At 43.8% G+C, this 12,865-nt stretch carries 13 protein-coding genes; all 13 read left to right on the forward strand.

The genetic code is table 11. The features are described 5' to 3' along the window. Positions 1 to 424: 424 nt before the first annotated feature. The 13 genes from CVV54_00005 (at position 425) to efp (ending at position 12,861) form a co-directional block, all read left to right on the forward strand. Entirely contained in the window at positions 425 to 1,684 is a 1,260-nt protein-coding gene (locus CVV54_00005; GenBank protein ID PKL05250.1) for a type II secretion system F family protein, read from the forward strand. A 415-nt stretch (positions 1,685 to 2,099) separates the two neighbouring features. Then, positions 2,100 to 2,597 (forward strand): prepilin-type cleavage/methylation domain-containing protein, encoded by a 498-nt coding sequence (locus CVV54_00010; GenBank protein PKL05251.1) that lies wholly within the window; start codon positions 2,100 to 2,102, stop codon positions 2,595 to 2,597. Between the two features lie 372 nt (positions 2,598 to 2,969). Beyond that, complete coding sequence (locus CVV54_00015; protein PKL05252.1) at positions 2,970 to 3,929, forward strand: hypothetical protein; 960 nt, start codon at positions 2,970 to 2,972, stop codon at positions 3,927 to 3,929. After that, positions 3,896 to 4,555 carry a hypothetical protein gene (locus tag CVV54_00020; GenBank protein ID PKL05253.1) on the forward strand — a complete coding sequence of 220 codons (660 nt, stop codon included), beginning with the start codon at positions 3,896 to 3,898 and terminating at the stop codon, positions 4,553 to 4,555. The genes CVV54_00015 and CVV54_00020 overlap by 34 nt, the downstream gene beginning before the upstream one ends. After that, positions 4,552 to 5,094, forward strand: coding sequence for a hypothetical protein (locus CVV54_00025; GenBank protein ID PKL05254.1), 543 nt, complete (start codon positions 4,552 to 4,554; stop codon positions 5,092 to 5,094). Before CVV54_00020 ends, CVV54_00025 begins: the two co-directional genes overlap by 4 nt. Before the next feature lie 13 nt (positions 5,095 to 5,107). After that, complete coding sequence (locus CVV54_00030) at positions 5,108 to 5,689, forward strand: hypothetical protein (GenBank protein ID PKL05255.1); 582 nt, start codon at positions 5,108 to 5,110, stop codon at positions 5,687 to 5,689. Continuing rightward, entirely contained in the window at positions 5,656 to 7,506 is a 1,851-nt protein-coding gene (locus CVV54_00035) for a secretion protein (protein PKL05256.1), read from the forward strand. Before CVV54_00030 ends, CVV54_00035 begins: the two co-directional genes overlap by 34 nt. Before the next feature lie 53 nt (positions 7,507 to 7,559). Further along, on the forward strand, positions 7,560 to 9,266 hold the full coding sequence (locus CVV54_00040; protein ID PKL05257.1) for a type II secretion system protein GspE: 1,707 nt from the start codon (positions 7,560 to 7,562) through the stop codon (positions 9,264 to 9,266). Between the two features lie 16 nt (positions 9,267 to 9,282). Beyond that, the gene (locus tag CVV54_00045; protein ID PKL05258.1) at positions 9,283 to 10,362 is read left to right on the forward strand and encodes a type IV pili twitching motility protein PilT; all 1,080 of its coding nucleotides are present in this window, start codon (positions 9,283 to 9,285) and stop codon (positions 10,360 to 10,362) included. Positions 10,363 to 10,379: 17 nt separating this feature from the next. Beyond that, complete coding sequence (locus tag CVV54_00050; GenBank protein ID PKL05259.1) at positions 10,380 to 10,685, forward strand: hypothetical protein; 306 nt, start codon at positions 10,380 to 10,382, stop codon at positions 10,683 to 10,685. After that, positions 10,672 to 11,622: a hypothetical protein gene (locus tag CVV54_00055; GenBank protein PKL05260.1), complete on the forward strand. Its 951-nt coding sequence runs from the start codon at positions 10,672 to 10,674 to the stop codon at positions 11,620 to 11,622. The genes CVV54_00050 and CVV54_00055 overlap by 14 nt, the downstream gene beginning before the upstream one ends. Further along, on the forward strand, positions 11,586 to 12,185 hold the full coding sequence (locus tag CVV54_00060) for a hypothetical protein (protein ID PKL05261.1): 600 nt from the start codon (positions 11,586 to 11,588) through the stop codon (positions 12,183 to 12,185). The genes CVV54_00055 and CVV54_00060 overlap by 37 nt, the downstream gene beginning before the upstream one ends. A 103-nt stretch (positions 12,186 to 12,288) precedes the next feature. Beyond that, complete coding sequence (gene efp / locus CVV54_00065; protein ID PKL05262.1) at positions 12,289 to 12,861, forward strand: elongation factor P; 573 nt, start codon at positions 12,289 to 12,291, stop codon at positions 12,859 to 12,861. Positions 12,862 to 12,865: the final 4 nt, after the last annotated feature.

The following is a 12,865-nucleotide window of genomic DNA, read 5'->3' on the forward strand; positions in this document are numbered from 1 at the left end:
ACAAAAAAGCTCCGTGCATAAGCACGGGGTTTTTTTGTTGGGAAGCTGCCGTAAGAACACCGGCGCGAAGTGCGACATAAACATGTCGCGGAAAGCGGTGGCTTAGGGAATGGGAATTGCGGCCAGTGTCATGCCGCGGGGAATTCGCGGACTTCGTCCTCTGGTGAATATGCGACATAAAGCGTCGCGGTGAATGAGACACTAATGCTGCATCTCCGTCATCCAGGATCTATAGGTTTTGGTTTTAACAATTGCTTCCCAACCGCTTCCCAATTGCTTCCCGCGGCTCACTTTTAGCCGCACTTCGCCGGCGGACCTTCTTTTCGCTGTCCGCGGGAATTATCCCCCTATAGTCTGTTATTGAGTGATAAACAATGCTAAAATGTAATACTGTGAGCGGTCAGGTTATAAATATCACGTCGTGATGGCAGGTGAGAAGCGAATGAATTATCAATATTGGGCCAAGGCTGCCAACGGTAAGACTGTCAGGGGCAGAAGAGCCGCAGATAATGAAAGTGAGCTTCTCGAGTGGATAAGGGACAAAGGCTGGATACCTATCAATGTTGTCAGGACGTATGAAACTGTTGCGAGGATCGGGGATTCGTTTGGAAAGAATATCGACTGGAAAGAAGTATTTGACTTTTCTCCCAGAGTAAAGCTCAGGGATAAGGCTATTTTCATAAGACAGCTTTCTACGATGATAGCGGCCGGCGTGCCTATAGGCGGAGCACTGCAGATATTGATCGAACAGACAAACCAAAAGAGGCTGAAAAAGATAATCCAAAAAATTTACGCAAGGGTAAGTTCAGGATCTACTTTGAGCTCTGCGATAGCTGAACATCCTAAATTTTTTGACGTACTTATCTCATCGCTTATCAGGTCAGGAGAAGAGTCAGGTACCCTGGACAGTACATTGGCACAGTTGGCAAACTTCATTGAAGACCAGGAAGTCCTTAAGAAAAAAATCATATCTGCAATGACTTACCCTGCTGTTGTAATAACCATAGCCGTCTTTGTCCTTGGTATTATGGTAGTTGTCGTTATTCCGCAGTTTCAGAAAGCATTTTCAAGCATGAATGTTGAACTCCCCAGACTGACCAGAATGATATTTGAATTTGGAACATGGGCACAGAGCTATTGGTACTATGCCATTGCAGTCATTGGACTGATAATTTTACTGCTCAATTTTTTAAGAAAAGTCCCCGGATTGAGGATATATATCGACACAGGGATACTTAAAGTGCCAGTCTTTGGAGACATTCTTTACAAGGCGGCGCTGTCCAGATCATTCAGGACTATGTCAGCTTTGCTCAGGTCAGGCGTTCCTATTCTGAAAGCACTTGAAATGGCAGGGGAAGTTGCATCCAACAGCAAGATAAACAACAACTTTTTGCTGATGAGGGATGCTGCTGCTATGGGAGCTCCGATGAACATTGTTATTAAGGAAAGAAAACTTTTTCCTCCTATGATCGCTCATATGATCGCAGTCGGAGAAGAAACAGGACGTACAGATGAAATGCTCCAGAAGATATCTGACTGGTATGACAACGAACTGTCAGAGAAGATAAAGCGCCTCAGTTCTGTCCTTGAGCCAATCATGGTCGTCCTTGTGGGTATAATCGTGGGATTTATGGTCCTGGCAATATTTCTGCCGATAATATCTGCAATACAGCAGTTTATGTAAGAAAAGAAAAACATAGAAAGGTTGATCAGTTCATAAAATTACGAGATAACAACTCGTTGTCTCGTAATCCGGAGCAAAATACGATCAGCAAATATTGCCAATATAATACTCCGGAAAATAGAATAACCAAATTGAAACACCAAATTGAAGTAATTATTCAATATGGCCATTTAGTCTTGACAAACTTTACTCAAGGTGAAAAAATACAGAGTCAGTATAGAAATTATTAGTGTGTAACTCAAAGTTTTAGTTTGAGACCTTATTTTTCTGTTGCTTTTCATTTTTTATCGTCTTTCTATTATTGTAAAATTAAATATTAAAGGGGGAATTGAAAGAAACATCCTTTCAATAAACTTTAAAGGGGAACCGGGGGCGCCCGGTTCGGTAGGGTGGGGCAAGCGCAAATTGTTTGTGGATGAAATATAGAGTAATACGAATATGGATGAGAAGAGGAGATATTAACTTGAAGAAAATGCTTAAGAGAAAATCAAAAGGTTTCACACTGGTAGAACTTCTGATCGTAGTTATCATCATTGGTATCCTTGCCGGAATGATGATGCTTTCAACAGGCAGCGCAACAGCCAAAGCAGAAGCAGCAAAAATAGTTGCGAACATGCGCAACATGAAGTCAGCTGCAGTAATGGTATACGCAGACTCAAACGAATGGCCAACAGCGATAGCCAGCTTGGATGAATATATTGACCAGAAACTCGAAGGCACAAATTATACACTTGAACCGGATGGAGCTTATATAAAATTTGATGTTTCAAAAGTTGATGATAAAGTTCAAGAGAGTCTAGGTAAGCTTGCAAGTACAGGAGTTGCTCTCTATACTTCAGCTAAAAGTGGTGATATAACTTCTAGCGACATTTACAAAGATGGAGATACAGGAATTTATATGCCAGTGAAATAACCAGAGTCTGTAAATAAAATTAAAAGGGTCTGTGTAGAATCATACGATTCCACGCAGACCCTTTTTTATGTTGAAATCACTAGTTATCTATGATATTTCAACTGTTAATATATACTAAAACTCAGCTATTAATTTAAAACTGAAACTACTTTGATTGAAATAAGTTTTTCTCCACTTACACAACTCAAACATTTCATACTTTTTACATATACATCAGCATACAAGAATCAAATCAATAAAAAATAAATTGAAAATACTTCAAAAATCATTGTTATAATCTAATATTCTGGGTTATAATGGCAATGGAAATCTTGCCCTTTTGTTTTCCTCTGGTTATTTATTTAATTTTTATTTATCGAAAAGGGGAAATATATGGCTTTATTCGGGCTAAAAAGACAAAAGAAAAAACGAGCCGGGCTATTTATCGACAGGGGATACTTCAGGTATCTTACTGTTGTTGGTTTGCCGGGCAGTTATATTGTGACTGATGCCGTTTCCGGGGAGATATCCGAAGAAGTGACACAGGGTGGAGACCCTTTTACAAATAATGGCATGTATCTTTATCAGGTAATGAACGAGATCCTGCACAATGTAGGAAGTATAGATGTTCCTGTGCGCCTCTCGCTCCCAACGACTGATTCGCTTCTCAGGGTAGTAAATTTTCCTAACATGTCCTTGTACGAAGCAAAACTGGCTTTCAGGTATGAATTCGAAAATTATTTTCCATTTCCGATCGAAGAAGGAGTTTATGATCTGGGAGAGATACTCTACCCTCTTCAAAACGGTTCAGAAGAATCGAGATATCTGGTTGCTGCGACGAGAAAGACTCTGATAGAAAACATAACCAAGGCTGCCAAAGCTAACGGGATCGAGATCACTGCCATAGAACCGGCACAGATAGCACTTGAAAGGGCTGTTGCCCCTTTGACCCCGGTCTCTGACGCTTCTGTTTACATATACGCAGGCAAGACAAGGTCTGTCCTTATTTTCTCGTGGAAGGGCAACGGTATTTTTTATCGTACGATGTCCATCGGCTTTACGGGGATATCTTTTGTAAATGAATCTTTTAACGAACAATTGAACGCTGAATATAACGCATTTGCAAGGGAGGTCCATTCCTCGCTGCAGTTTGCTCTCTCTCAGATGAGAGGTTTCAAGCCGGATATGTTCTTCATTTTTGGCCCCGGAGCGACCCAGGACCTTTGTGAATTTTTAAAGGAATCCCTTTCGATTACTGAAATTATGCTGTCTGATCCGATCTCTCTGCATGGACTTGATTTTGACAGTACTGCGGGTTCATGGGATATCCCCATAGGCTTGGCGCTGAGGTAATCTGTATGGTCGTTAAACTTGATCTTAGGCTTCCGGGAAAAGAGACCAGAGAAGAGCGCGAATCGGGTTACAAGCATTTGCTGCTCTTTACTTCTGTATTTCTTTTTGCTATCGCTGGCACTCTTGTTTTCATAATAGGCGGGTGGCAGCTTTATTCTTTAAGGAGCCAGAGACTTGTATTAAAGGAGGACGCTCGCTCAAACAGTCAGAAGATCGCCATCATGGATAAGGAACTTGCAAGAATTACCGGTGATATGTCCATACTTGAGTCAAAACTTGACTACATGCTCTCTGACATTCCTTCGGTAGAGCTTTTGACAGTGATTGCAAAGATGCTGCCTGAGGGCATAACCATAGAAGCTCTTTCCATGACGTCCGGAAGACTTAGTCTTTCCGGAATAGGAAGGAACGAGGAAGAGATCCTGCAGTTTGCCAATAATCTCCATCTGACGCCGTTTGCAAATATTGTAAGTGTACCCGTGATCTCACCGGGAAGCAGAAATGGTGTGAACATGAGGACCTTTAAGCTTGAGTGTACATTGTTCCCTCTCGATCAGATAATTCAGAGGAGCGATGTGAAAGAGCTTAAGCAGCAAAAAGCCGTCTCTGAGGATGCAGTATTATGACAAGGGTAGATTTTGAAGAGCTGACTAAGAAACAGATAGCACTGGCTTTTCTGTTAGTTATTCTGATAATCTCTGTCCAGATTCTGTTTATAAGACATATCAGAAATGTGCGGAGCGAGATAGATGCTGCTGCTCGGGAAAATCAGCTTACGGAGAGGATATTCAGGGCCAAAACAGATGCCGTATCAAGATACAAGGCCGGGTTCAACATTGACAACGCTTCAGCGCCTGCAGAGGTAGAATCTGCGACCAGATTCTATTCGATTCTGATAAATGTACTTTCAACGACCGGTTTTGAGGATGCTTCTGTAATAAAAGTGGCAGAGAGCAAGGACAGTGTCAGCTTTAAAGTAAGCGGGGAAGCAGGCTATTTTTCACTGCTCGAGCTGCTTTCTTCGTTCAGGCAAAGCTCCCACCTTATTAGGATATTAAATCTTGAGCTGGCAGGCCAGACAGATGGTTATGTCGGTTATTCATTTGCGGTAGAATGCAAAATATCTGTACCGGAACCGTTAAAGACAGAGAAGAAGAATAACTGAAGAGGCTAAATGGATGAATCTTTCTGAGCTGAGGGCAAAACTGAACAGATCCAATTTGCTGTCAAATTTAAAGGCTCCTGTCTCTCCGGAAGAGAAGAAGGAACTGATATATTTTCTTTTGCTTTTCTTCCTCTTTACTGGAGCTGCAGTGACTAGTGTAGTAAACTTTTGGTGGCTGAACACTTCCAAAGATGAAGTTAATGCCATGCCTGTACCACAAATGCCGGCAGGCAGTGAAATCAACACAAGGCTCAGTGAATTTACCAGAAAGTACGACGTATTCATGAGATACCGTAATGAGAGCAGACAACTGGTGGAATTAGCCGAGACGGTAGGCAGGTATCCTGTGGCATTACTGTCCAAGCCGATAGCTCAGGAGTTCTCTGTTCCTGACTTCGCACCGCAAATACAGATAAAGGCCCTGGTAGTCATGGGAAACGGAGGAGTTGCAACCCTTGACATCGAAAATGAAACACCTGGAATGTTGGTAAGACCGGGCACTGTTTTTGGCGGAGGAAAGGGTAAAATAACAGCAATAGATACTAAAGGGGTGAGTTGGACATGGTCAAACAAAAAATACCGCACAGATCTATGATCAATTTATTCATGACGCTCACTATCATTGTGTCAACGGCTTTATACATGACAGTTTGTTCTGTATGTCCTGCGTATGCTGTGACGACTACTGCAAAGACAGGTGAGCTCACCTCTGTCATCGAAGGCATGAAGGTCAGACAGGTAGGCAGCAGCCAGGTAATGCTGGAACTCAGGGGTACTTCGGTGAGCCTGCCGGTGTCTGGAGCTGCTACCGGCAGCGCAATAACACTGATATGGAAAGGTATTCGTTTTCCCAGAAATACAGACAAGAAGGACTGGTGGGACGAATACGGCTGGGATATCCTCAGGTTAAAAGAGAAAGAGAGTGAAGAGTGGCATCAGGAGTATGAATACAACCTTGTGCAGAGGATCAGCGTAATTTCCAACGATCAACAGGGACTTACAATGGAAGTCATCGGTGAAAAACCGCTCGTCCTTAAAAAAATCAGCGGTATGTCAGGGTCAGACAGGATCACACTTACTCTGGAAACAGTTAATGACATTGTGCCGTCGACACCTCCAAAACCCCGTGCCACTGTTCAGGGAGATCCCCTAGGTATGTACACACCTGTGACACTCGAGCTGAGGGACATATCAGTCAGGGAGGTTTTCAGGATGCTTGCAGATCTTCGCAACCTTAATTTAGTGATAGACAGCTCGGTGCCTGACAATTTGATGACTTTTTCATTCAAGAATGCCAAATTCAGTGAAGTATTTGCATACATGCTCAGGATGAATGATCTCACTTATGCACTTATGGGAAATACTCTGGTCGTAGGAACAGCGGAGAGCATCGGAAAGACCCTGGGCAAAAACATTACTAAGGAATATAAGGTTGCTTACGGAGATATTAAAAAAATGCCAGCGATAATAATGAGCCTGGTAACGCTCCCCAAACCTCCGGTAGTTGATGAGCGCCTGAGAGCGCTCTATGTTACCGGAACAGCAGAACAGCACATTGAAGTTGAATCGTTGATGAACAGGATAGATCACCCTGGAAAACAGATAATGCTTGAAGCGAGGCTCATTGAAATTACCGATGGCGCACAGCAGGAGATAGAGACGCTTATATCCTCTGTTTATAACGGCTGGCTTTTCACATACGGTGCTCAGGGGCTGACTTCAGAGTACACATACGCTAATGGTCTTATTAAACCAAACGTTAACCCTACAGGAACAACTACGACGGGAGGACTTCCGATCGTTGGCTCTGACTCAACGATGCCGGTAAATATTATTGATCCTACGATGAAAATGCTGGATGCGGGGTTAAGAGCCATGGAATCGGACAACAAAGGAAAGATACTTGCCAATCCTTCTGTGGTAGCACTTGACGGACAGAAAGCTACGATAAAGCTTACTCATAATTATCTATACCAGTCAGGGCTGGACGAAAGCGGCAATCCTGAGTTTACTGAGCAGCAAACTGGTCCAACCCTGGATATTACTCCTACGATCGGAAGAGACGGTTTTGTAACGCTGAAACTGAAGATATCGACAGGAGAGATAGTACAGTTCAGAGACAGCGGTATCTCAGAAGTGCCTGAAACTACAAAACGCGAAGTTGACACTCAGATAAGAGTCAGAGACGGAGAGCTTTTTGTGATCGGAGGACTATACCAGGAGAACAAAACAAAAGGCGTGACAAGAGTGCCGATCCTTAGTTATATCCCACTGATAGGCGAACTGTTCAAGAGCAAGACGGACAAACACTCCAAGTCTGAAATGGCTTTTATCGTAATGCCGCATATATTGGATGTACCGACAGGAGCAGCTGAGATCTTCGACATGCCCGGTAAAAGCTTAATACAGTAAACATAAGTTACAGTGAATAAAAACACATATCTCTTTCGGGATGGGGGAGAGTCATGAAACCTATAAGGACATTAAAGCTAGGGGAACTTCTTGTTAATGCGGGTGCAATTTCACCTGCCAACCTTCAGGCGGCGCTTGGAGAACAGAAGGTCTCTCATATGCGTCTTGGAGAAGTCCTCATAAAAAACGGATATCTTACAGAGATGCATCTTGCAGAAGCGCTGAGTGCCCAGCTTGGGATCCCATTCATATCCCTTGTGAAAGAAAGGCCAAGTCAGAACGCTCTCTCCATGATACCCGAAAACGTTGCCGTCAGGCTCAACATAATACCGCTTTCTCTCACCTACGACGGACGTATCACTGTAGTAATGTCGGATCCGATGGATACTCTCGCCATAGATGAGATCTGCATGCTTACCAACAGGGAAGTGGATATACGGATAGCTACGGCAAGTGATATCAACAAGGCCCTTTCTACTTACTACCGAGTTCAGTCAAGTGTGGAAGATGCTGTGCAGGATGTAATGAAACAGTCAGCAAACATATCCGGCTCGACTCAGATAATGTCCTCGACTGTTGCTCAGGATATAGCAACTGTTAATTCTGATGATGCGCCTGTTGTACGCCTCGTAAACAGTATTCTTGAACAGTCTGTCAAGGAGAAGGCCTCTGACATACACATTGAACCATCCGATTCAACAACGAGTGTAAGGATGAGGATAGACGGAACGCTTTTCCTTACAACTGAGATACCCAAAAATCTGCATATGCCTCTGATTGCGAGGATAAAAATTCTTGCAGGCATGGACATCGCAGAAAAAAGGCGGCCACAGGACGGCAGGATCCTTATTAAAGTAAGCGGTAAAAAAATGGATATGCGTGTATCGACTCTCCCTTCTATTTTTGGAGAAAAAGCTGTCCTACGTCTCCTTGATCAGGACAATGAACACATAGGCATCGAAAAACTGGGTTTTGATCATGACCAGGCGGAAAAATTGAAACAGGTAGTAACTGCTCCTCATGGCATCATACTTGTTACAGGGCCGACGGGAAGTGGAAAATCCACTACTCTCTACTCACTTCTTGAACTGATCAATAAGCCGGAGGTCAACATTATCACTATAGAAGATCCTGTTGAATATACGATAGCCGGGATAACCCAGATCCAGGTAAACGAGAAGATCGATGTCACTTTCGGAAGTGCACTGAGGTCGATATTGAGACAGGATCCGGACAAGTTAATGGTAGGAGAAATAAGGGACCAGGAAACGGCACATCTTGCAGTAAGGGTAGCTTTGACAGGACACCTTGTATTGAGTACCCTCCATACAAACGATGCGACTGCTTCCATAAACAGGCTTGTCGATATGGGAGTCCCGAATTTCCTGATCGCATCGTCGCTGAGATGTATAGTGGCTCAGAGGCTTGTAAGGAAGCTCTGCAACAACTGTAAAAAAGAGATAGAAGTAACAGAGGAGATGTCACGGGACATAAACATCCCTGCCGGGTCAAAAATATACAGCCCTGTAGGATGTGCTTCCTGCCGTTTTACCGGTCACAGCGGCAGGACTGTAATAGCCGAATTGATGATAATAGACCCAACCTTAAGGGAAATGATTAACAACGCAAGGCCTCAGCAGGAAATAAAGGATTACGCAGTAAATAACGGCATGTCTACGCTGAGAGACGTCGCAATGAAAAAAGTACTCGACGGCACTATCAGTGTAGAAGAGATGCTTATAACAACAATGTTCGATTAATCGGAGGCTGCATACTTTGCCAATTTTTGACATTAACAACCTTCTGCTCGACGGTGTAATGAGCAGTGCAAGCGACATACATATTTGTGCGGGAGCAAAACCCGCACTAAGGATCAACGGTACACTCGTAAGACGTCCATATGCTGAACAAATTACGAAAGAAGGCATGGACAACGTTATCAACACTCTTCTCTCTCCGGAACAGCTCAGCAGGTTCAACGAAGAGAGAGAATTCGATTTCAGTTTCAACTTCTCAAGCGGGCCTGATTTCAAACAGCGATTCAGGGGAAATTTCTCTTTTGAAAGAGGTAACCCTGTTCTCGCGCTCAGGATAATCACACCGATAATCAGGACCGTCAAACAACTTATGCTGCCGGAAGAGGTCAGAAACATTTCCCACAAAAACAACGGGCTGTTTATAGTTACAGGACCTACCGGATCGGGAAAATCAACAACGCTTGCAGCTATGATCCAGGAGATAAATCTGACGCGGCCGACTCATATAATCACGATAGAAGACCCTATCGAATACATATACAGCTCTGCTGAATCAATGATCCACCAGCGTGAAGTCGGAAGCGACACCAAAAGCTTTTCAGAAGCGCTCCGGCGAGCAATGAGACAGGACCCTGACGTTATAATGATAGGAGAACTCAGGGACCTTGAGACCATCTCTGCGGCAGTTACGGCAGCAGAGACAGGACATCTTGTGCTGACTACGCTTCACACGCCCGACGCACCTCAAAGCATAGACAGGATAATAGACGTGTTTCCTTCAGGGCAGCAGCAGCAGATCAGGATACAGTTGTCGTCGATCCTCATCGGTATCCTCTCGCAGCAGCTCGTACCCCTTGTTACTGAAACAGGACGAATGGTGGCTACAGAACTTCTGATAGCAAACAATGCCGTAAAGAACTACATAAGAGAGGCCAAGACCTCTCAGATCAAAAACGCTATTCAGACAGGTTCCGCCCTCGGCATGCATACCATGGACCAGGATCTGGCACGAATGTACAGAGAAGGTCTCATAAGCAGAAAAAATGCGATCGCTTATGCTTATGACTTAAAAGATCTTGAAAGATTCATGGGAGATTGAGATCCAGAAAGGGAACTATGCTTACAGGAACACTGGCGGCCTGTTTTATTGCCGTGATAGTTACCGGTATTTTTGCATGTCTCTTTCGTACAAGTGTTATGCTCGTAAAAACACCATATGAAATCCTTGATATTGAGAGAGCTAAGCACGATGCACTTTCTGTTTTATCTTCGGGCAGTATCCCCGAGCAGGTCAACTTCAATAACGTTCGAATTAACTTTGACAACACTTCAGATGACAAAAATTTAATTCTTCTGATCGAGAAAGATGGTTTTCAGGAAATCAGAGGATCTTATCTTGTATGGCCAAATGAAACGCCATAAGAATAAGGCTTTTTCCCTAATAGAACTGGTTGTCAGCATCGGTATTATGCTGATCATGACCCCGATGTTTATCTCTACTGTAAAAATTGCCGTGGACAGGATCGATATAGACACCGAACAGTTGAAGGCACATAAAAGGATATCAAGAGCAGAGTCACTTCTTAAAGCCCCTCTTTTCTATTGTGGATTTGGAATGCCGGTCGATGCGTCAATATATAAGGTGGCTTTCGGCAGCCAGAAGTATGATCCCTTCAGGTGGGACGGCCCTATAAGCGTTAAAAAGGGACCAAGCGGTTTTGATAACAGCGAATTAAGGGTCTCTTTTGCCCGGCCTGGAAGCGCAAAGCTAACCCGGATGACACAGAGTGAAACGCCTGACGGAGTTGTAAATCTTCACAAATACCCTGATCAGAACGAAATAGGTGATACTTATTCCAACAATTCACCCGATGTCAGAAACTGGGTCCTATTCCCAACATCCTTCCCGCCTTCGACACCCTTTTGTGTAACAGGCCTCACTGGAAAAACAATGTCTGTAAATAACAATATGGGAAGATCTTTTAGTATTTCCGGGGGCGACAGGGTACATCATATGAGGGCAATGTGCGTCTACTCACTTAACGACTGCCTTTATACAAAGGATTTTCGAGCTCCCGGTGCACAGCCAAGGATAAAGGGAATCATGGATATTAGGTTCGACCTTGATATTGAGAAAAGGCTTGTTAAGGTCTATATCCTTGCAAGAGGCGACAGACTGTACGATACGCCAAAGGAGATAGAGGGCAGAGAAGAATGGCCTGAAGAATATATTCGGCAATGGGATGAAAAAGGATCGAAATATAAGCTCTTTGCGTCAAAAACTGTATGGTACCTTCCAAACCTGATAGGAAGCGATATAATATGCGAAGAATACATAAACGCGACGGAGCAGTTCTGATAACAGCCATTTATTGTTCTGTTGCTATACTCACAGCTGTCCTGCTCTATTTTACTCTGGCAAATAAGATCCACGGTTCCGTTAACTGGGAGTGTAACCTTCTGAAAAGGGAAAACGCCGCAATACAGGCAGAAGCCATTGTGAAATGCTGGTTCGGTTCATCAGTATCAGGAGATGGTTTTATCAACACTTCAGAGTTCATTCCGGGATCTGAACCTAAAGATGATCCCTACATGGATCTCCCCGAAGACCTTCTGCAGGAGATCAGAAACCAATATAAAGATATCTGCATCCAGGCAACGATCATCGATCAGAATTATGGTGACTCATTTGTGTCTGAGGCAGATAAGATGAATGTCCCAAGGGGAGAGCCTTCTATGCTTTTGATCGGAGCTGAAGGAGAAAGTCGCGACGTATGCTTTATTAAGAGATACCACATCAGGATAACTTCAGCATATTCCAATGAAGAAGGCGAGCCCATAGTTCTTTCTGAAAATGTACTTGTCCTTAAGGAGCCCTCGGGAACGATAAGAGCGATACCTCTATACACAAAAAAACAATAGCAGATAAAGACAAACAAGCTTTCTTTATGTTATGATAATGCGGCGTATCCATGGCAAATGAATGCGCATGATGTTTTGTGAGAGAGTACAGGGAGGTTTTTCAATGGCACAAATTGTGGACACTAGCGATTTCCGTCCGGGACTTAAGATCAAATGGGAAGGCGGGATGTGGGTCATTCTTGAATGTTCCCATCACAAGATGGGAAGGGGAGGCGCGATCGTAAGGGGAAAACTTCGCAACCTTGAGACCGGATCTTCTGTTGACCAATCTTTTAAGTCAGGAGAACGCTTTGAAAGGATAATTTTTGACGAAAGACCTGCCCAGTACCAATACAAAGATGGCGACAGCTATGTTTTTATGGACATGGAGTCATATGATCAGGTATACCTTACCGAAGATATCCTGGGAGATGCTGTGAAATACTTGATCGATGACCTTGAAGTAAGTTTTGACATGTACGAAGAACGGGTCATGGGCATCGAGCTTCCAAACTCGGTTGCAATGCAGATAACGGACACACCTCCCGGATTCAAGGGAGATACAGCTTCAGGCGGTGGCAAACCTGCCACTACGGAGACAGGCCTTGCCATCACGGTGCCGTTCTTTGTTGAGAACGAGGAGATAGTCCTTGTTGATACGAGGACCGGCGAATACCTTGAAAGAGCAAAGAAATAGAAAG

The organism is Synergistetes bacterium HGW-Synergistetes-1 (assembly GCA_002839185.1).
In the GTDB taxonomy this organism is placed as follows: domain Bacteria; phylum Synergistota; class Synergistia; order Synergistales; family Synergistaceae; genus Caenicola.

Bases quoted from the DNA above. Each gene is read 5' to 3' on its own strand.
- CVV54_00050 (PKL05259.1), top strand. From the start codon at position 10,380: ATGCTTACAGGAACACTGGCGGCCTGTTTTATTGCCGTGATAGTTACC.
- CVV54_00010 (PKL05251.1), top strand. From the start codon at position 2,100: ATGAAATATAGAGTAATACGAATATGGATGAGAAGAGGAGATATTAAC.
- CVV54_00025 (PKL05254.1), top strand. From the start codon at position 4,552: ATGACAAGGGTAGATTTTGAAGAGCTGACTAAGAAACAGATAGCACTG.
- CVV54_00035 (PKL05256.1), top strand. From the start codon at position 5,656: ATGGTCAAACAAAAAATACCGCACAGATCTATGATCAATTTATTCATG.
- CVV54_00015 (PKL05252.1), top strand. From the start codon at position 2,970: ATGGCTTTATTCGGGCTAAAAAGACAAAAGAAAAAACGAGCCGGGCTA.
- CVV54_00060 (PKL05261.1), top strand. From the start codon at position 11,586: ATGCGAAGAATACATAAACGCGACGGAGCAGTTCTGATAACAGCCATT.
- CVV54_00055 (PKL05260.1), top strand. From the start codon at position 10,672: ATGAAACGCCATAAGAATAAGGCTTTTTCCCTAATAGAACTGGTTGTC.
- CVV54_00020 (PKL05253.1), top strand. From the start codon at position 3,896: ATGGGATATCCCCATAGGCTTGGCGCTGAGGTAATCTGTATGGTCGTT.
- CVV54_00030 (PKL05255.1), top strand. From the start codon at position 5,108: ATGAATCTTTCTGAGCTGAGGGCAAAACTGAACAGATCCAATTTGCTG.
- CVV54_00005 (PKL05250.1), top strand. From the start codon at position 425: ATGGCAGGTGAGAAGCGAATGAATTATCAATATTGGGCCAAGGCTGCC.
- CVV54_00040 (PKL05257.1), top strand. From the start codon at position 7,560: ATGAAACCTATAAGGACATTAAAGCTAGGGGAACTTCTTGTTAATGCG.
- efp (PKL05262.1), top strand. From the start codon at position 12,289: ATGGCACAAATTGTGGACACTAGCGATTTCCGTCCGGGACTTAAGATC.